The organism is Microbacterium sp. Beta (genome assembly GCF_005502545.1).
GTDB classification, from domain to species: Bacteria; Actinomycetota; Actinomycetes; order Actinomycetales; family Microbacteriaceae; genus Microbacterium; species Microbacterium oxydans.
The window spans coordinates 35,848-53,656 of the sequence record NZ_SCOG01000003.1 but is presented as its reverse complement, the minus strand read 5'-3'; the positions used below and the strand labels follow the sequence as shown (position 1 = coordinate 53,656).

Sequence of the window (17,809 nt, the reverse complement as noted above, 5' to 3'; positions counted from 1 at the left end):
TCGTGCTCCCATCGAAACCCAGGCGCACTGCAGACACCGAAGGCGGAACCATCGGAGGTCGTGCCGAATGCACGTTGGACTCCAGTGCCCGCACCCCCAACCAAACCTAGAGAAGTCGCATCGGCTTTGCAACGTGAAGGTAGGAGTTCAAGTCCCCAGCTTCACCCCGGCCAGGAAAGTGTCATGGCAATGTCGCCTGGGTGATCTCGACGCGGCCGTTCGGGCGTGACATCTAGTGTCATCTCACCGCATTCCCGACAGTCGTGCTGTCCAACAACGATGGCATGGTCGTCGCGGCGAGCCGCGAGGCGAAGGCACTCGGCCTCGATCTCGGGGAGCCATGGTTCAAGCTGCGGCCGCACGCAGAGAGACTCGGCGTTCGCGCGGTGTCGAGTAACTATGAGCTGTACGGGGACATGTCCGCACGCACTATGAACCCTCGCATGTTGCAGTGAATGCAACTGTTCACACTTGCAAACGACGTCTATTCACCAGAGAGGTGCGGATCTGCTCTGACCATAACAGCGAGATCTGGCGGATGCTGAGATCTGAGTTGACAGGGTGATGCACTGTCCCATACTTTGTTGCATCTAATGCAAGATTTTGGGGCTTCTCCAGCGGCGCTTCGGCTGATCACGTCAGCATCGAACGTCGCACTGGCGAACCCGGAAGCGCAGGTTTTCAGCGCGATGATCGATGGTTGGCGGAACCAGCAGCTGTCGCGCGGACTCCGTGAGCAGACGATACGGAACCGGACGGCGACGGTGACGCGGTTCCGTGATTTCGTGGACAAACCGCCATGGAGGTGGACGGTCGCGGATGTGGATGAGTTCACTGCTGAGTCCGGCGGTCGCACTCGGACGCTGTCGACGATGCGCGCCAACCATGGGTCTATCCGTGGGTTCTGTGATTACCTCACGAACCCGTTGTACGACTGGATGGAGATCTGCGATCGCGAGTTTGGGGAGGTCCCCTCGCAGGTGTGTCTGCCGTGGAACACGGTGGCGCATCGGTTCGAGTTTGAAGGCGATGGGAAGCGTCGCCCGTTCACGTACGACGAGATTGAGCGCCTGTTTGACACGGCCGACGCTCGCGTCGAGCTGCTCGTGAGCTCCGGGAGAAAGGGTGCGCTCGGCGCGTTGCGGGATGCCCAGTTGCTGAAGACGGTCTACGCGTTCGGTCTGCGCCGCACTGAGGCGGTGATGCTCGATACCGTCGATTTGCACCACAACGCGAAGATGCGGTAGTGGGGGCGCTACGGCGCGGTTCACGTGCGATGGGCGAAGGCGGCGGGCGGTGGCGCGCCACGACGTCGCACGGTGCTGCTGGTGCCGGAGTTCGACTGGTGGGTGCCCGGAATGCAGCAATGGCTCGAGCAGGCCCGGGCCCGTTTCGCGCCCGGAGACCGCCTCGACGCGCTCTGGGTGACCGAGCGCCGTACGCGTCTGTCTGCTGGGTATCTCGACCGGAGGTTCGCAGAGCTGCGTGATGAAGCCGGCCTGTCGAAGGATCTGACGCTGCACAGCCTCCGGCATTCCTATGTCACGCACCTTCTGGAGTTCGGGTACGCCGATCGATTCGTCCAAGAGCAGGTCGGGCATATGCATGCCTCGACGACCTCGATCTACGCCTCCGTCAGTTCGGACTACAAGAACCGCGTGCTCGCCGAAGCGCTGAAGGCCCTCATCGAAGGAGAAGTTGATGACCGTTGAGCTCGACACCGGCTGGAATCTGCGCAGCGTGATGGCTTCGCGCGGGATCTTCCAGACCTCCAAGCTGAAGCCCCTGCTCGAAGAGCGCGGCATCGACCTGTCCCGGGAGCAGGTCTATCGGCTGGTGACTCAGCCGCCACAGCGGGTGCGTCTTGACGTGTTGGCGGCGTTGTGCGATGCACTGGAGTGCTCGCTCAACGATCTCGTGACGATCACTCGCCGGGAGGCCTTGGCCCCGGTGGCGGTGGGCGAGGAGGCGACACGGGGGTCGATCGGTGATCTCCGTCCTGTTCGCGCGGCGATTCGTCGGCCGCGTACGAAGTAGCCGCGGTGGCCAAGCCTCCGCAGCTGCCGCGAGTCGCTGAAGTCGTCGCTCTCGTCCACCCTCTCGTTCCCGAAATCTCTCGCGAGCGAATCGCTGAGATCGTGCATTCGGTTGCGCCAGTACCCCTCACGCAGCGGCTTCTTGAGCTCGCGCTGATCAAGCAGCCCGGAGTCCTGGAGGGGCAGCATGCGAACGTGCCGGTGACCGTTCAGGATCTGGCCCGCGCGCTGGTCGAAGAAGGGGCAAGCCGGGTGATGCTGCCGACGTGCGAGTCCTGCGGACGCGCGGTGAGAATGCCCCACAAGACGCCGGGCGGTGGTCGGCACTGCTCCCGATGCGAGCGGAACGCCCGGTCCGTCTCGTGCGCGTCCTGTGGCCGGGTCCGGCCCGTGCAGCGCACGATCGACGGACAGCGCTTTTGCCGTGACTGTTGGCGAGCCGACCCTCGATCGTTCGGCGACTGCTCGCGGTGCGGTCAGCATGCGACCATCATCGTCCGTCGCCCGGAACTGGTCTGTCTGGCCTGCTACACCGCACCGATCAAGACCTGTGGTCTCTGCGGAGAACCTGGCCGCGTCGCCTCCCACCTCGACGGACGACGAGTATGCGCGCGCTGCTACTACGCGATGCGCAGACCACAACCTTGTCCCGAGTGCGCGCGCAGGGTGTTCCTGACCGGCTTCATGAATGGCCAGATGGTCTGCGCCGACTGCGCGGGCACTCCGATCACGATGGCCTGCCCCGGATGCGGCTCGATCGAGGAGATCCGCAAACATCACCTCTGCGTCGAGTGCCGCCGGCCCGTCGCGATCCAGCAACTGCTCGCCGACGATGCGGGAGAGATCCGCGCGGACCTCCACCCCCTTGCTGACTATCTGCTCACGCACCATGGCAAAGCGGCGTCGCTCGAACGCTGGCTGCACAAGAGCAAGTGCGCGATGGTGCTCCGCGAGCTCGCGGACGGGACCCTGCCGCTCACCGCCGAGGCGATCATCACCCGAGCCCGGTCGGGACAGTCGGTCGCGTTCCTCCTCTCACTGCTGGTCCGTTCCGGCGTGCTGCCGGAGCTCGACGTCGAGGGCACGCGTTTCACCCACTGGCTCAACGACTGGCTCGATGGCATCGACCATCCCGAGGACCGGTTGATCCTGCGCCGATACTGCACCTGGGAGCTCCTCCGATCCACTCGGGCACTGCGCATCGCGTCCAGCCCTGCTTCCGGATTCCAGAGGCAACGGACTGCGCTGAAGTACTGCGCCGCGTTCCTTGGAGAGATCCGGTCGCACCAGGAGACGCTGGCGACGTTTCCGCAGCGCCTACTCGACGCGCATCTGACCGATTCGCCCAGCCAACGCGACGCGCTGGCACCGTTCACTCGCTGGCTGCGAAAGCACCGGTTGAGCACCCTTCGCGTCGAGTTTCGAGCCCATCGCCTCGAAGGGCGAGACTATGCCTCCGACCACCGATGGCAGATGGCCCGCAGGTTCCTGTCCGATGCCGACATGGACCCGAAGACCCGGGCCGCGGGTCTCCTCGTACTGCTCTACGGCATCCAGCTGACCCGCATCGTCACGATCACCCGGGCACAGGTCGATACGAGCTCGCAGCCCGTGACGCTCACCGTCGGAGCCGAGCCGATCAAGGTCCCAGAGATCCTCGGCGACGCCATCGTCGAGCTCGTCGATGCCACAAAGGGCCATCCTGAAGGGTGGTTGTTCCCCGGCCGGAACCCGGGCCGTCACCTCACCCCGGGGCCGCTCAGCCGTCGCCTTCGCGCCGAAGGCCTGCTTGCCGGGAGCGCCCGCACGACAGCGCTCATCGAGCTCACCCGGCAACTGCATCCCCGGATCGTCTCGGATCTCCTCGGCATCACGACGGCATCCGCTGCCTCATGGTCGCGTCTCGCCGGTGGCGAGTGGTCCGATTACCCGGCTCTCCGCTCCACCCACCCCTGATCAAGCATCACCCGTCAGAGCCGGGCCGGAAATCGCTTCGCGCAGTTGCTCGACGGTCGGGGAGCCTCCCAGCCCGGCAGGGGTACGGAACACCCGGCAGGCGAGCCCGACCGGCGTGTGCTCGTCGGCGAAGGGATCGACGCCGTCGACGAGGACGGTCGGTGACCCGTGGAATCCGAGGCGCTCGGCGTCCTCGGCGGTCTCGACCAACTGTCGTGTGACGCGGATATCTGATCGACCGTCGAGCAGCTCAGCAAGCCGGCGGTCGAGTACTTCCCAGTTCGGGCAGCCGTCGAAGTACTGCAGGGTGATCTCCATGGTTGGCCCTCTCAGTTCTCGGTGCCGCGGAGCATCAGGAGCGCTCCGGCAATCGTAGCGGTGACGATCACGATGTCGGCGAGGTTCCCGATGAACCAGTTGCCGTAGGCGAGGAAGTCGACGACGTGCCCCCGGGCGAATCCTGGTTGGCGGAAAAGCCGGTCGCCGGCGTGCGAAGCAGCGGCCCCGCCGAGCGCACCGATCACGATCGCCCACCCGGGGCGTCGGACCCGGAACGCGAACACGATCGCGGTGGCCGTGGCCGCGACGGCGATGAGAGCGAACACCCAGGTGAAGCTCTCCCCGAAGGAGAACGCCGCGCCGGGGTTGTACGCGAGCTGCAGGCCCAACAGGTCGCCGATCAGCGGGATGCGCTCGTGCTCCGACAGGGTGGCCTCGGCCCACACTTTCGTTCCCTGATCGATCACGACGACGACCACTGCGATCAGAAGCGCCCAGGCAGTGAGCCGCCAGCGTCCTCTCTGCGGACGCTCTCCCGACGCCGATGCCGACTCAACGTCGGTATTCGTGTCCGGGGTCATGCGAGGGCCTCGAAGAGACGGACGATAACGCCGGATTCAATGAGGATGAACAGGCCCAGGCCGATGAACACGACGGGGACGAGCCAGTGCTCGACACGTTCGAGCGTTTCGGTGACGGCCTTGTGGGTGCCGATCAGTCGCCCGGCAGCGCACCAGACGGCGACGAGGATCAGGAACACGACGATCATGACCGCGACGTCGCCGGGCGAGCTGGTGCGGAAGATCGGCGTGTAGAGGGAGATGTTGTCGGCCCCGTTGGCGATCGTGATCCCGGCGACCCCCCATAGTCCGACCGCGGTGATCTTGGAGTCGTCATCATCGTCGTCGCCGTTACGGCGCAGGCCGCGAATGAGCGTCCAGATGCCGATGCCGAGCGGGATCAGACCCAGGAAGCCGACCCATTCGTCCGGGACGATCGTGAGACCGAGCGCGGCGATCACGCTGATCACGACGAGTGTGATGAACCCGAGGTACTGGCCTGCGACGATCTGCCACGGTCGCGGCTTTCCCCGGCTGGAGGCGAGGAACAGCACGGTGAGCACGACGATGTCGTCGATGTTGGTCGCCGCGAACAGGCCGATCGCCGACCCGATGGTTGCGAGCATCAGCTTTCCATTCGTGGTGTGCGGGTGCGTGCGGCGCGCAGGCCGTTGAGGATCACGATGACCTCCGCGACCTCGTGGACCAGGACGACAGCCGCGAGCCCCAGGACCCCGAAGAGCGCGAGCGGGAGCAGTGCGGTGATGATCAGCAGGGACAGGATGATGTTCTGGTTGATGATCCGCCGGCCCCGCCGCGCGTGATCGAACGCCCGCGGGATGAGCCGCAGATCATGACCCGTGAAGGCCACGTCCGCAGACTCGATCGCCGCATCGGAGCCGGTCGCTCCCATCGCGATGCCGATGTCCGCGGACGCCAGGGCCGGGGCGTCGTTGATGCCGTCACCGATCATCGCGACCGATCCCGCCTTCGACAACTCGCCGATCGCGGTCGCCTTGTCCTCAGGGCGCAGCTCCGCGCGCACATCAGCGATCCCGGCCTGCGCAGCCAGCGCACGAGCGGTGCGGGCGTTGTCCCCGGTGAGCATCGTCATGCCGACGCCCTGATCCGCAAGCGTGCGGACCACCTCGGGGACTTCCGGACGCAGCTCGTCGCGGACGCCGATCGCCGCGACCGGTGCCTCGTCGCGGTGCACGATCACGACAGTCATGCCCTGCTCCTCAAGCCCTGCAACCCGGTCGCCGAGCTCGCCGGCGTCGAGCCAGCGGGGGCTGCCGACCGTGATACGAGCGCCATCGACGGTGCCGTCGATGCCGTGCCCGGCCTGCTCGGTCACATCCGCGGCCACGGGAACACCCGGGGCTGCAGCGGTGATCGCCGCCGCAAGGGGATGCGTGCTGTGCTGCTCCAGAGCCGCCGCCCAAGCCAGCGCCTGCTCCTCGGCAATGCCGTTCGCAGTGAGGACCGCGGTGACCGCGGGCTCGTTACGGGTCAGGGTGCCGGTCTTGTCGACCGCGACGTGCCGGACCGTGCCGAAGCGCTCGAAGACCGCGCCGGACTTGATGATCACGCCGAACTTGCTTGCTGCGCCGATCGCGGCAACGACCGTCAACGGCACCGAGATCGCCAGCGCGCACGGAGAGGCCGCTACCAGCACGACGAGCGCACGAGTGATCCATACCTCCGGGTCGCCCAGCAGTGACCCAATGATCGCGACGAGCGCTGCGAGAATCAGCACACCGGGTACGAGCGGGCGGGCGATCCGGTCCGCGAGACGCGCACGCTCGCCCTTCTCCGTCTGCGCTTTCTCGACCAACTCCACGATCGTCGTAAGCGAGTTATCGGTACCGGCCGCAGTCGCCTCGACCTCCAGCACGCCGGAGCTGTTAATCGCGCCGGCCGACACCGCGTCCCCGGGCTCGACCTCGACGGGGATCGACTCCCCGGTGATCGCCGAGGTGTCCAGGCTTGAGCGGCCAGAGCGGACGATCCCGTCGGTTGCGATCCGTTCGCCCGGGCGGACCACCATGACCTGGCCGACCGTCAACTCCCTCGCCGGCACCTGCGCAGAGACGCCGCTCTGCAGCACGGTCGCCGTCTCCGGCACGAGCTTCAGCAGCGCCCGCAGGCCGCCACGGGCACGGTCCATCGCCTTGTCCTCAAGCGCCTCAGCAATCGAGTACAAGAACGCCAGAGCAGCGGCCTCCTCCACATAGCCGAGGATGACCGCGCCGATCGCGCTGATCGTCATCAGCAGCCCGATCCCGAGCTTGCCCTTGAACAGCTTCCGAATCGCGCCAGGAGTGAACGTCGACGCGCCCAGCAGCAGGCCGATCCAGAACAGTACGAGCGCCGGGATCTCGAGCCCGGACCATTCAAGGATCAGACCAGCCAGGAACGCGACACCGGAGAAGACCGGCACCATGATCCCACGGTCCCTCCACCAGGGCCGCTCCACCTCTTCGGTCTCATCCTCCGCCGCAGTGGCAGGCTCGTGCTCGCAGCTACACGCCGCGCTCACGCGTCCGCCCCTGTACCGCAGCAGCCCGGCACCGTGCACGACGAGTCCACACACGGCGCGTGCTCATCGACCGCCAGCGTCACATCCACGAGCGCGACGAGCGCAGCCGCAAGATGCGGGTCAGCGATCTCGTAGCGCGTCTGGCGACCCTCAGGCTCGGCGACCACGATCCCGCAGTCACGCAGGCACGTCAGGTGGTTCGAGACGTTCGAGCGGGTCAGCTCCAGCTCGCGCGAGAGCACGGCCGGATAGCTCGGGGCGTTCAGCAGAGTCATCAAGATCCGGGAGCGCGTCGGGTCCGCCATGGCCCGGCCGAGCCGGTTCATGACGTCGAGGCGCGAAGCAATAGTCAGCATGTACTGAACTATACAGCAAGCGCTGATCAATCATTGGTGATCAGTGCCCCACCATTCATTGGGAGAAGAGTCGGAAGCCGCTGAATACGCAACTCAGCAACAATCGGCGCTACCAGTACGAGTCCTGGAGCGGTTCGCGAGCGAGGTCGACATCTACAGCATCGATGAGGCCTTCCTCACGATCGACCGACGCACGACGGCGGACTGCGAGGCGATGACCGACCTGGGGCGCACGGTCCGCTCGGAGGTCCGGCGCCTGATCGGCGTGCCCGTTTGCGTGGGGATCGCACCGAACCGGACCTTGAGCAAGCTGGCGAACCGCTGCGCGAAGAAGCTCGATGTGTTCGGCGGGGTCTGCGTCTGGCCCGCGACCCGGCCGGAGTGGCGGGAGCGTCTGATGCGCAGCCTCCCTGTCTCCGAGGTCTGGGGCATCGCGTCGCGCCTCGAGCGGCGATTGCGCACCCTCGGCATCGAGTCGATCTGGGATCTCGCGACAGCGGATCCGACGTTCATCCGGAAGCAGTTCAACGTCACCGTGATGCGAACGGCTCTGGAGCTGCGCGGCGTCGTGTGCATCGGCCCGGAGGAAGATCGGACAGGCAAGAAGGATCAGTTGATCGTCAGCCGTTCATTCAGTGAGAAGGTGACGACGGTGAACGGCATCCGCCAGACACTCAGCATCTACGCCCAGCAGATGGCGTCGCGCCTCACCCGGCACCACCAAGTCGGCAAGACTCTTGTGGCCTTCGCCGGCACGGCTCACTTCGCGGAGCAGAAGCACTACCCGCAGGTGAAGGTCCGATTGCCCTTCCCGACAGCAGATCCCGTCGAGCTCACAAGGGCTGCTCACCAGCTACTCCCCCACATCCAGGACGGCAGCCAGTATGCCCGAGCGGGACTGATGATGGTCGATCTCCTGCCTGCTGGCGTGCACCTACCGCTGGAACCCTTCCGAGCCCCGCACGAGGACGCCGGGATCGCCGGCATCATCGACAGCGTGCAGAAGAAGGCCGGCAAGGAGGCCCTCGGGCTCGGGTGGGGCGGGATGCGTCCGGGGCCGTCGTGGCAGATGAAGCGCGAGATGCTCACCAAGCGCGCGACCACCCATTGGGACGAACTCGTGACGGTGCGGGCCTAGCGCCGGTGCTCATGTCTGCACGGGACCTTCGGCAGAGCCTGCGCGAACACGGACGATCTTCGCGATCGCAGCGACGGCCCTCTCTCCGGGTTGCTCGATCTCGCGGCGCCCGTGTGCAGCGGCCTCCGCGCCGGAGGCTAACAGAGACGCGCTCGTCTCGTGGTCAGGCATGCGGCGTCGATTTCCCCACTGATCACACCGAGACGGACCGCCAGCAGATCGGCTGGGTCTCGGTGCCCCAGCCATCCCGCGCAGATGTCGCGGCTCCCTTGATGACATACGAAGACAGCCGGCGGCTGGTCCGCCAATTCGCGGTCGTAGCGTTCGAGCTTGGAGTACTCCTCTACATGCCAGATGCCGCTCGCGACCGAGGTCCGGTACGGGCAACTCGCGCACGGTGTCCGCCGCGGTTTCGAGGCCGCGTCCATCAGAACGCCTTCCGATCGAATCCTGCTGGGTCGGTGTGGAGCGGGTCCTGCCATTCGAGGCCGGCGGCGACCGCCCGCGCGAGGCTCTCCAACCCGAGCCCGAAGTAGCAGAATCCGTGCTCGAGCGTCGGGCACACGCCGTGCGGATGCTCGGCGCTCGACGGTGAGCACTCGACGCCGTGGACATGGAGGACCAGGCGCCAGTTGAACAACGCCCGATGCACCTCTACGAAATAGGTCTCAGCGGTGCGGATCCGAAAGCCGTGCTCGATGGGCACGATGCCGGTGTTGGCCACGAGCTCGTGCAGGGTGCTCATGCGGTTCCGCTTCGCCGAGTCGTCGAGTCGAGCTTCCCCTGGTGGTCCTGGCGCTCCTCGAGGGATCTGTGGACGGCAGTGCTGAGTGGCGGGGCACCCGCTCGGTGATGGTCGATGAGGTCGTTCGCCAGTTCTGCGCATCCGATGGCGAACTTCAGGGCGTAGTCGATGTGTCCCGACGCACTGGTCTCGATGCGGAGGATCGCATCCTCGTCGACGGGGAGAAGACCGCGGGAGGCGCGCAGACGGTTGGGCGTGTCGAGCATCACGTGGCGTTCATGGAGGACCCATCCGAGCTCGCCGGTCGCCGTGTCGAAATGGTTGCGCTGGTCACGCACGGCTGCAGAGTTGAGCAGCGCACCCTTCAGTTCGCGAAGATCCCGTCGGAACGTCTCGGAATCCTTCCAGCAGTGGTCGCTTCGCTGCGGTCGCCGAGCCCTCTCCGGTCCATGTGCACCACATACCCGGTATCGACCTCATGCTGTCGCGACGAGCCCTTCCCCAATAGGTGCGTCTGGCAGGTTGAACGCGTCCGAGTTGAGGTTGTCGCTGAGGACCGCGAGCTCTGTGGCCTGACGTGCCCGGTTCGCGTTGTTCCGGATGCCGAACGGGATGACGCGCCTCTCCGGGTAGAGGACGGTGGCGACGTCGGGGCGGTTGTCATAGGTGAGCAGCCATCGTGCTGCCGTGCCGTTGAGCGCGGTGGCGAGTCGCTGGTGAGCGGCACGGTCCATGCCGTGCGCGTAGAGCCGGTTCCCTTCGCGAAGGTAAGGCGGGTCGACGAAGAAGACGACCTCCTCACAGATCCCGGCCTCGTCGACATCTTCGATGAATCGGATGCCGTCCGCGTAGTGAGACCGCAGGCGTGAGCGCAGCGCGTGGACTCGACGGATCCGATCCGCGAGGGCGGGTCCGTTGAACCGTGACGCGAGCGTCCAACGACCGTCCTGAGCGCGGCCTCCGATCGGTCCGGATCGTGGCGCGACGATGCCGGAACGGGAGCAGCGGTTGACGATGAACGCGGCGAAGGCAAGCTCGTATGTGTCGACACTATCGGCCATCTCGAGAAGGGTCCGAGACCTCTCCCAGAGGCGCATCGTCGGGATGGTGCGCTCGACCTGGGTCGCGAGATGCTCACCGTCGGCCAGTACAGTCGCCCAGAACGCGGCGATCGCCGGATTCGCGTCGACGAGCCACGCTTCGTCGACGGCACCGCGTTCTACCAGGTTGAGTGCGGCGCCGGCGCCGCCAGCGAAGGGCTCAATCCAGATCTCGATGGGCATCTCGCTCATCTGCCCGGTTAGCATGTCGCCGAGCATCGGCGCGATGGACGCTTTTCCTCCGGGATAGCGCAGCAGTCTCAGGTACCGTTCCACGCGGCTCTGTTGCATGGCCTTCACATACCCCGCGCAACGCGAAGATGATGCAGGAGGCCACTCACGGCCGCCTGCCGGGCGTACCTCACATGATCAACCAGATCCTGGCCGGGAACCCGCAGACGCGTTCGCTGAGCCAGTGGAATGCACCTCTCTCCGCCCCGTAGCGCCCGTTTCAACGAGCGTTCGGGCGTTTCGTGTGCTGCGGCATCCGATCAGGCCTGTCTCGGTCCTTGCCGGCGTTCGTTCGTCTCACTCGCGGGAACCTCCGTCTGAGGGCACGAATGGCTCTCACTGCGAGGAAGATGATGGCCAACGGCCATCCCCACACCGCGAGATAGGCCAGCAACCCGACCAGTGCCGTGAGGGAAGCTGCGAGCAGGATCATCCAGGAGCCGAGTCCTGGACCGGTGTCGGAGGCGACGCCTTCCAGCCAGATCACCGTCGGCGCTGCGGTCATGACAGTCGCGGGCGCAATAGCCGTGAAGATCGCGATCCCGGTGAGAACAGCCATCATCCGAGGGGTCAGCACTGGAAGCTTCATGCCGCCTGCTCCCGATGAGCGTGAAGACGGATCATCAGGATGGTCGCTTCCATGAACGAATCAGTGACCGGGGCGAGCCCGCGGGATTCCGCCCATGGCGATGGGAGCCCGATCTGCCATCGCTCGAGCTCTCCAGCCCACAGGTCCGCGTTACCGCCGGATTCGATGAACGCCGAAAGGATGCGGTTGTGAACCGGACACTCCGGATGCGGATAGGCGACAAGGTCACCTGGCTCACCGAGGTCGCTGCCGGTCAAGCACATGCCGTTGCAGTTCATGCCGGTCACATACCCGGCGCTCCGCACAACCTGCGGTCGGACTTCAGGCGACGAGCGCCCGGGTCAGCCACGTGCTGACAGCCTGGGTGAATCCCTCCGGATCCTCGTTGTATTCGCGCGTGTGCGGCGCGCGACGTGTCTCGTGCAGCTCGACGAGCGGTGCGCCTGCCTCGACGAACCTCCTCGTCGCGCTGATCGGGATCGTCAGATCGCCGACCGAGTGGATGACGAGCGTCGGGACGTGCACCCTCCCTGGCCTGGTCCAGTCCAGTTCCGCGAAGTCGACCGGCCGGCGCAGGCCGGTGAGCCATGACGTCAGCGGCGACCGCAGGACGCCCGCGGTGAAAGCCGAGGCTGCGGCGGGAAGAGGGATGCCCATGCGTTCCGCGCTGGTGCGCATGGTGGCGATCCAGTCAGTTGCGGGCGAGACGAAGACGTTGCCGATGATCAGGTCCCGGTACGCGCTGCGCTCCTCGATCAGGAGGGAGATGGCCGCTCCCATGGACCATCCGGCCATGATGATCCGCGTGGCGCCGTGCCGGGCAGCGTACGCCAGGGCGGCGTCGACGTCTTCCCATTCATCGAGGCCGAGGCGCGTCGTACCTGCCGGGGTGGCTGGCCCTTGCCCGTCGCCGCGGTATGAGACGACGAGATGCGTCGCTGCCCCCGCGGTCGGGAGCATTGCTTCGACCATCCTGAGGGCGTTGTTACGGTCGGCTTGGAATCCGTGGACGTGCAGTACCCACAGGTCGTTGCCATCGGGTCCGAACTGCCACGCCGGAGCGGGCCCCGCCGGAGTCTCGATGATGACGTCGCTGTAGGGTCCGACCTCGTCGGGGGTCGCGTGGATGTCGCCGTCGAAGGCTCCGGACGCCGCGCTCCGTATGTCGCCGTGTTCAGCCACTAGGGTCCGCACGACGGCGCGTCCATCATCGCTGACGATGCCTCCGACGCGTGCGTGCCCCGTCGGTGTGCGAAGGCCGTACGTCCCGGGGTAGCGGGTGAGCGAAGTGGACTTGAGCGTGATCGTGCCGTCGGTGAATCCGAGGATCTTCGTGCTCTCGGGCCAGTTCCACGCGACGAGCATCCGCCCCATGTAGGACGCAGCTGCAGCGGTGAGGACGACGGCGCCGGCTGCGGCCGCACCGGCGACGATCAGAGCGTTGGTCAATGCAGTCCTTCTCAACTCGTGGTGATGTCGTGTACCTGCGGGAAGGTCTGCTCGACCCATCGTGCGACCTTGTCGAGCGTGCGTTGCTCCTCGACCGTCGGCCGAATGGCGCCGAGGATTCGTAGGTCCTCGATCTGGACCATGAGGTCGTACGCCACGAACGGCAGCGGGCGGTCATTCTCATCGATGGTGAAGGACCGGCTGGTGAGGATGCCCTGGAGCGCGGCGACGCGGCGTCGGAGGATGAGCTGTCGGATGGCGCGTTGGGCGGCGAATGCGACCAGTCCGAGGGCAAGGGCGACGACTCCGGGATAGAAGAGGATGTCGAAGCCGATGTACATCCAGACGATGGGTGTGCGACCTAGCGAGAGCGTATGGTCCAGGATGATCGCCGTACTCCAGAGGACGCAGCCAGCGATGACGAGTGAGGCTCCGATGCGGAATACCCAGTGCGCCGGCGCATCGCGCCCGTGCAGGCGGATGAGGAGCCGGGCGCGGATGCCGGCGACGGCGGCCATGTAGAGCACGCCGCAGATGATGGCGGCGAGGTCATTGACGTGCGCGTCGATGAAGAACAACTCGGTGCCTTCCCGATTCGGGATCAGGAAGAACGGGATGGTGAACGCGAGGCAGCTCAGCAGCGGGATCCAGAGTCGGAGTTTCGGCCGCTCGCTGCTGGTGATGTCGGTACCGGCGGCCTCTGCGAGCCCCCAGAATGCGAACACGACAAGCCAGGACTGCACGAGGAAGATGATGTTCTCCCCGCCCATCCACGCGTCGAGCGTCTGGATCGGAATGATCGGCCCGCGAGTCATGAAGGCCGGCACTGCGATGAGCGTTGCGAACCATGCGGGTCGTGCCGTCGGGACTCGAATCGCTGTGGGGATTCGAGCGATCACCGCCACGACGAGGATCAGCAGGATCGGTAGGTACAGCTGGTCCATCGTCATCCGAACACCTCTTCGTCTCCTTCGTAGCGCGGGCGGAGCAGCCGGCGGCCGATCAGCGAGGCGACGGCTTCCGCTTCGCTCTCGTGCACGTCGTTTCGGTACAGCGCTGGCAGGTTCGCCTCCGAGATCAGGACGCGCCCACGGACCTCTCCCCCGCCCGCGGCGTAGCGAGACATTTGAGGGTCGTTCGTCAGCGCCGTGCACGCCGGGTGCCCGAACACGATGTGCCCGAACTCGTGGAACAGGCCGCGTGCGCGATAGTAGGCAGGGTCGTGGCGGCGGAGAAGGATGAGCGAGCGGTCCTTGAACTCGATCCACAGCGCGGTGGTGGTCACGAGAACGGGGTCGTCGACTTCCTCGACGGTAATCGTCTTGCCTGTGGCCGCAGAGACCTTGTTGGTGAGCTCGGGGATCCCCCGGACGTCGGTCAGGCCATAGTGCTCGAGGCGCTCCTGTGCGCGCGCCACGATCTCCGCATCAGTGCGCCACGGGCGCCGACCGTCCCATTCAGCCACCGGTACCGCCCGGCTCACCGTGCTGCCGGATGATGCGAGTGATCGCCTGGAGTTCCTCCGGCGAGAGCTGGCCCAGGGATCGTGCTGCGACGTTCAAGACGCCGCTTTCGGTCAAGGCGGTTCGCAGGTCGATCTGCGCTTCGATGCGCTCCGCCATCTCGAGGTCTCCAAGGTCAAGGAGGTAGCCCACAGGCACCCCGAAATGTGCGGCTATCGCGTTCAGCGTCGCGGGGTCTGATTGGGCCTTGCCGCCGGCGAGCACTGACTTGAGCAGGTCCACGACCTCCACATCAGGCTCGTCGATCGCATGCGACTGCAGGAACCTGACGCGCCGGGCGAACTCGTCCGCTCCCCCAGGCGCGGAAGCCATTCCATTCGGCTCTTTCGTCGGGCCGGTGGGGTCTTCGCCGAGCAGCTGAGAGACGGTGACCCCGAGAGCAGGCGCGATCATCCTCAGATCTTCGATGTTCCACCGTCGGTGGTTGTTCATCTTCAGGCTGATCGTTGCTCTGTTGATGCCGGACTTCCTTGCGAGTTCAGCCAGGCTCCGCAGGCGCGCCCGCACCATCAGCAGCTCGATCCGCTCGCTGATGGCTCTGTTCTCACCCAGGTCTTCTGTCCCCATAGCCGACATCATATCCGCAACGAAGCGCTACAAGGTGCAACGAATCGTTGCGTTTATCGACTGAGTCTGTTTACGGTGGTCGAGAGCAGTGACACGGAGGGGGCGTTGATCGTGAACGTCAGGAACAAGGGCTCAGCACCAGACATGCAGCAATCCGACGCGCCGGGGGGCACCACGTCGACCGGATCGAAGGAACCTGGAGGACAACCGCGGCGGACGCTCTGCGCGCAGATGGCAGAGCTGAGCCAGCGTCACCGCCTCGCGCGCAAGACGATGCTGGAGCTGCGATCTGCGGGACTCCCCGCTGGCACGAGGGATGTGATCCGCGCAGTATTCCGCGTGCACGGCGTCACCCTGAGTCGGATGGATATCACGGGCGAACTCCTCACCCACCGCCCCCGACCTCACGCGGCGCGATCCGCGTCCTAGTCGACCCGTCGGACCAGGATCAGCTGGTACTCATCCGGCACAGCGGCCTGCACAGCCTCGACGCTCTCACCCTCGACTTCGGCGAGGTCGCCCCAGTGAGCCAACCTGGCGGCCATCGTCAGGCTCGGCACCTGCTTCGTCTTCGTCACGGGACTGTCCGTGACGACCCAGCCGACGGGGACCTGCGCCGCCAGCTGCGCCCTCAGTTCCTCCACGTCATCCCCGGTGATGGTGAGGTTCCTGGCCTCCGTGGACCGAATGACGCCGATGAGCATGACTTCAGCCTAGGACGGCGGGCTCATGATGCGTCGATGCCACACAGCCGGCATCGGCGCATCGTGCCGGGGCTGTTCCATTCGCACTGATCGTGATTGCATATCGCCTGAACGAGGTGGCACACGCTGCATGTCACGAGCACGATCGACCCTTCGGGGAGCACGAGCTCACGGGGGTACGGGGTGAAGCTGCCGTGCGACCGGTGAAGGTCGAGGGTGGGCGTTGGGTCGGACATGATCATCCACCGTCGCGGTCGCCTTCGCCGATGTAGTCGCGGATGCCTTCCGCCAACCACTCGCAGGTCTCGTAGGGCCTGTCCTGGTGCTCGTCGTTGTCGTACAGCTCGACGAGCCGTCGCAGCTCGTCCGTGGCCGTGATCGGGTCTCCGTCGAAGACGCATCCGTCGTTCACGTAGATGCGGGTTCGCTCCTGCGCATCAGCTGTCGTGTCGATCTGCACGACGGTGTAGCTGATGCCCGCTGTCGTCGTGTGCTGGTAAGCGTGGAGGTCCTCGAATGGCCCTGCACGACGCGCACGGTCCGTCTCGATGGACCGTGCGAGGAGTTCGCGGATCTGATCGCGTGCGAGGCTCTCGCCCTGCACGCCGACCATCACTTCATTCGCGAACACTTCTGCCGAGCGGATGACGTCCTGTGACGTCGATGTCGTGGTGGTCATGGCTGTCACATACCCGGTCCCGCCGGTGTGGGCGGGACCGGGTCATGCCAGTCCGATGGCCGCGAGGTCGGTGCCGGTCTGAGCGATCGCCAGGATCATCGTGTCGCGGCGTGTGACCTCTCGGGGCGCGAAGCGGAGCATCATGTGTGCCTCTTCGGGTGCGGTCGGCCTTGACGTTGTTGCATCGGTTGCACGCCGCGACCGTGTTCAGCCACTCGTCCTGCCCTCCGCGCGACCGGGGCATGACGTGGTCTACCGTCGTCGCGTGACGGCCGCAATAGGCGCACTCGTGGTCGTCACGGCGCAGCAGACCGGCACGCGACCAGGGGACGGTGCCGTACCGGTAGGGCACGCGCACCTTCTCGCGGAACTGCACGACGCGAGGCATCGGGAACTCGGCCTCGGCGGATCGGACGATCCTGCCGGGGACCGCGTCGACGATCGTGGCGCGCTCACGTATCAGGAAGATCAGCGCGCGGTGCAGCGGCACGATTCCGAGCGGTTCCATGGATGCGTTCAGCACGACGACGCCGTTGGCGATCCTCACCATGGCGCTTTCCTCTCTGCTGAACGGTCCTGGAGCTGGCTCTTTCCGGTCGTCGGAGTCCACAGCGGAACACGAAGTGCGCTCGACCGGATTCGAACCGGTGACCGTCCGCTCCGGAGGCGGAAGCTCTGTCCATCTGAGCTACAAGCGCGTGGTGCCCTCAGGAGGAGTCGAACCCCCGACCTCCGGTGCCGTAGACCGGTGCTCTGTCCTGCTGAGCTATGAGGGCCAGGTGGCGGCCGCGGGCACGTCGCCCCGTCGCCCCTCCTCCTGCAGGTGCAGGCTGAGCTACCCGACCGCTGCGATGAACGCTTCGTCTCGCACGCCGGCGGTCTCGGCGCTTGCGACCCCTGCCGGATTCGAACCGGCGTCCTCCTGACTGAGAATCAGGCGTCCTCGACCGTCCTAGACCAAGGGGCCATCAACTCCCCAAGAAGCTCCTTGGGGAGTGCGCTCCCGCCGTTGACGGCAACGGGAGCTTGCGCGGACGGATCCGCACCGGAGCAGCCTCTGTCTGCTCTCTCCGGCTGTCGCGGGCTCAGCCCGCGTACTGACGGGGGTCGTCACCCTGTTGCCGGTGCTTACCTGGCCGCCGGCAGCCTTTCGGTGTGCGCTCCCCGAGCAGGAATCGAACCTGCGAAGGCCGGACCCAGAATCCGGCTGGCCGTGCCAGCAGACCGTCGGGGATCAGCCGCGTGTGCGGCGTCATATGCAACCAGATCGTGCGCAGGTCGTCCTGTGTTGCCAGAGTCGTGTCGGTCATGGTTCTCACATACCCGATCCTGCGCGATGGCGAGGACTCCGCACG

22 protein-coding genes, 4 tRNA genes and 1 pseudogene are annotated in these 17,809 nt (G+C 65.9%); 6 read left to right on the top strand and 21 right to left on the bottom strand.

The genetic code is table 11. The features are described 5' to 3' along the window. Nucleotides 1-254 precede the first annotated feature (254 nt). The 5 genes and pseudogenes from FFS56_RS20755 to FFS56_RS04450 all read left to right on the top strand — a co-directional run. Nucleotides 255-434, top strand: a pseudogene (locus tag FFS56_RS20755) (DNA polymerase V subunit UmuC); the annotation flags it as partial. A 159-nt stretch (nt 435-593) separates the two neighbouring features. Then, nucleotides 594-1,247: a hypothetical protein gene (locus FFS56_RS20920; RefSeq protein WP_283205800.1), complete on the top strand. Its 654-nt coding sequence runs from the start codon at nt 594-596 to the stop codon at nt 1,245-1,247. An 81-nt stretch (nt 1,248-1,328) separates the two neighbouring features. Beyond that, a complete protein-coding gene (locus tag FFS56_RS20915; RefSeq protein ID WP_283205799.1) occupies nt 1,329-1,712 on the top strand; it encodes a tyrosine-type recombinase/integrase in 384 nt (127 codons plus the stop codon). Then, nucleotides 1,702-2,037 carry a helix-turn-helix transcriptional regulator gene (locus FFS56_RS04455; protein WP_124091585.1) on the top strand — a complete coding sequence of 112 codons (336 nt, stop codon included), beginning with the start codon at nt 1,702-1,704 and terminating at the stop codon, nt 2,035-2,037. The genes FFS56_RS20915 and FFS56_RS04455 overlap by 11 nt, the downstream gene beginning before the upstream one ends. A gap of 695 nt (nt 2,038-2,732) precedes the next feature. Continuing rightward, nucleotides 2,733-3,992, top strand: coding sequence for a hypothetical protein (locus FFS56_RS04450; RefSeq protein WP_249352951.1), 1,260 nt, complete (start codon nt 2,733-2,735; stop codon nt 3,990-3,992). On the opposite strand, the gene FFS56_RS04445 is transcribed toward FFS56_RS04450, so the two are convergent. The 5 genes from FFS56_RS04445 to FFS56_RS04425 all read right to left on the bottom strand — a co-directional run bounded on the left by FFS56_RS04445 (nt 3,993) and on the right by FFS56_RS04425 (nt 7,729). After that, entirely contained in the window at nt 3,993-4,310 is a 318-nt protein-coding gene (locus tag FFS56_RS04445; RefSeq protein WP_058631820.1) for a hypothetical protein, read from the bottom strand. It abuts the gene before it with no gap. Between the two features lie 11 nt (nt 4,311-4,321). Next, nucleotides 4,322-4,852: a signal peptidase II gene (locus FFS56_RS04440; RefSeq protein WP_036297873.1), complete on the bottom strand. Its 531-nt coding sequence runs from the start codon at nt 4,850-4,852 to the stop codon at nt 4,322-4,324. Next, nucleotides 4,849-5,457, bottom strand: a complete 609-nt coding sequence (locus tag FFS56_RS04435) for a cadmium resistance transporter (protein ID WP_036297875.1) — start codon at nt 5,455-5,457, stop codon at nt 4,849-4,851. The genes FFS56_RS04440 and FFS56_RS04435 overlap by 4 nt, the downstream gene beginning before the upstream one ends. Next, entirely contained in the window at nt 5,457-7,277 is a 1,821-nt protein-coding gene (locus FFS56_RS04430; RefSeq protein ID WP_231868264.1) for a cation-translocating P-type ATPase, read from the bottom strand. Before FFS56_RS04430 ends, FFS56_RS04435 begins: the two co-directional genes overlap by 1 nt. A 92-nt stretch (nt 7,278-7,369) precedes the next feature. After that, entirely contained in the window at nt 7,370-7,729 is a 360-nt protein-coding gene (locus FFS56_RS04425; RefSeq protein ID WP_036297877.1) for a metalloregulator ArsR/SmtB family transcription factor, read from the bottom strand. A 58-nt stretch (nt 7,730-7,787) separates the two neighbouring features. On the opposite strand from FFS56_RS04425, the gene FFS56_RS04420 reads away from it, so the two are divergent. Then, the gene (locus FFS56_RS04420) at nt 7,788-8,867 is read left to right on the top strand and encodes a DUF4113 domain-containing protein (RefSeq protein ID WP_137772098.1); all 1,080 of its coding nucleotides are present in this window, start codon (nt 7,788-7,790) and stop codon (nt 8,865-8,867) included. A 137-nt stretch (nt 8,868-9,004) separates the two neighbouring features. Here FFS56_RS04420 and FFS56_RS20750 read toward each other — a convergent pair whose 3' ends face one another. The 16 genes from FFS56_RS20750 to FFS56_RS20460 form a co-directional block, all read right to left on the bottom strand. After that, nucleotides 9,005-9,295 (bottom strand): DUF6283 family protein, encoded by a 291-nt coding sequence (locus tag FFS56_RS20750; protein ID WP_249352950.1) that lies wholly within the window; start codon nt 9,293-9,295, stop codon nt 9,005-9,007. Beyond that, nucleotides 9,295-9,612, bottom strand: coding sequence for a hypothetical protein (locus tag FFS56_RS04410; protein ID WP_137772097.1), 318 nt, complete (start codon nt 9,610-9,612; stop codon nt 9,295-9,297). Before FFS56_RS04410 ends, FFS56_RS20750 begins: the two co-directional genes overlap by 1 nt. Next, complete coding sequence (locus tag FFS56_RS04405; protein WP_137772096.1) at nt 9,609-9,950, bottom strand: hypothetical protein; 342 nt, start codon at nt 9,948-9,950, stop codon at nt 9,609-9,611. The genes FFS56_RS04410 and FFS56_RS04405 overlap by 4 nt, the downstream gene beginning before the upstream one ends. A gap of 138 nt (nt 9,951-10,088) precedes the next feature. Beyond that, nucleotides 10,089-11,003 carry a DNA adenine methylase gene (locus tag FFS56_RS04400; RefSeq protein ID WP_137772095.1) on the bottom strand — a complete coding sequence of 305 codons (915 nt, stop codon included), beginning with the start codon at nt 11,001-11,003 and terminating at the stop codon, nt 10,089-10,091. 160 nt (nt 11,004-11,163) lie between these two features. Further along, on the bottom strand, nt 11,164-11,532 hold the full coding sequence (locus FFS56_RS04395) for a hypothetical protein (RefSeq protein ID WP_137772094.1): 369 nt from the start codon (nt 11,530-11,532) through the stop codon (nt 11,164-11,166). Beyond that, on the bottom strand, nt 11,529-11,819 hold the full coding sequence (locus tag FFS56_RS04390) for a hypothetical protein (RefSeq protein WP_171011068.1): 291 nt from the start codon (nt 11,817-11,819) through the stop codon (nt 11,529-11,531). The genes FFS56_RS04395 and FFS56_RS04390 overlap by 4 nt, the downstream gene beginning before the upstream one ends. A 34-nt stretch (nt 11,820-11,853) precedes the next feature. Beyond that, entirely contained in the window at nt 11,854-12,981 is a 1,128-nt protein-coding gene (locus FFS56_RS04385) for an alpha/beta fold hydrolase (protein WP_171011014.1), read from the bottom strand. A gap of 11 nt (nt 12,982-12,992) precedes the next feature. Further along, entirely contained in the window at nt 12,993-13,931 is a 939-nt protein-coding gene (locus FFS56_RS04380; RefSeq protein WP_137772091.1) for a hypothetical protein, read from the bottom strand. After that, nucleotides 13,928-14,446 carry a hypothetical protein gene (locus tag FFS56_RS04375; protein ID WP_137772090.1) on the bottom strand — a complete coding sequence of 173 codons (519 nt, stop codon included), beginning with the start codon at nt 14,444-14,446 and terminating at the stop codon, nt 13,928-13,930. The genes FFS56_RS04380 and FFS56_RS04375 overlap by 4 nt, the downstream gene beginning before the upstream one ends. Continuing rightward, nucleotides 14,439-15,071, bottom strand: a complete 633-nt coding sequence (locus FFS56_RS04370; protein WP_171011013.1) for a helix-turn-helix transcriptional regulator — start codon at nt 15,069-15,071, stop codon at nt 14,439-14,441. The genes FFS56_RS04375 and FFS56_RS04370 overlap by 8 nt, the downstream gene beginning before the upstream one ends. A 425-nt stretch (nt 15,072-15,496) precedes the next feature. Then, nucleotides 15,497-15,775 (bottom strand): hypothetical protein, encoded by a 279-nt coding sequence (locus FFS56_RS04365; RefSeq protein ID WP_137772088.1) that lies wholly within the window; start codon nt 15,773-15,775, stop codon nt 15,497-15,499. A gap of 238 nt (nt 15,776-16,013) precedes the next feature. Continuing rightward, nucleotides 16,014-16,454, bottom strand: coding sequence for a hypothetical protein (locus tag FFS56_RS04360; RefSeq protein WP_137772087.1), 441 nt, complete (start codon nt 16,452-16,454; stop codon nt 16,014-16,016). A gap of 624 nt (nt 16,455-17,078) precedes the next feature. After that, nucleotides 17,079-17,152 (bottom strand) — tRNA-Arg (locus tag FFS56_RS04350). 1 nt (nt 17,153) lies between these two features. After that, a tRNA-Arg gene (locus FFS56_RS04345) sits at nt 17,154-17,230 on the bottom strand. Between the two features lie 115 nt (nt 17,231-17,345). Then, nucleotides 17,346-17,421 (bottom strand) — tRNA-Glu (locus FFS56_RS04340). 193 nt (nt 17,422-17,614) lie between these two features. Further along, a tRNA-Gln gene (locus FFS56_RS20460) sits at nt 17,615-17,688 on the bottom strand. Between the last annotated feature and the right edge of the window lie 121 nt (nt 17,689-17,809).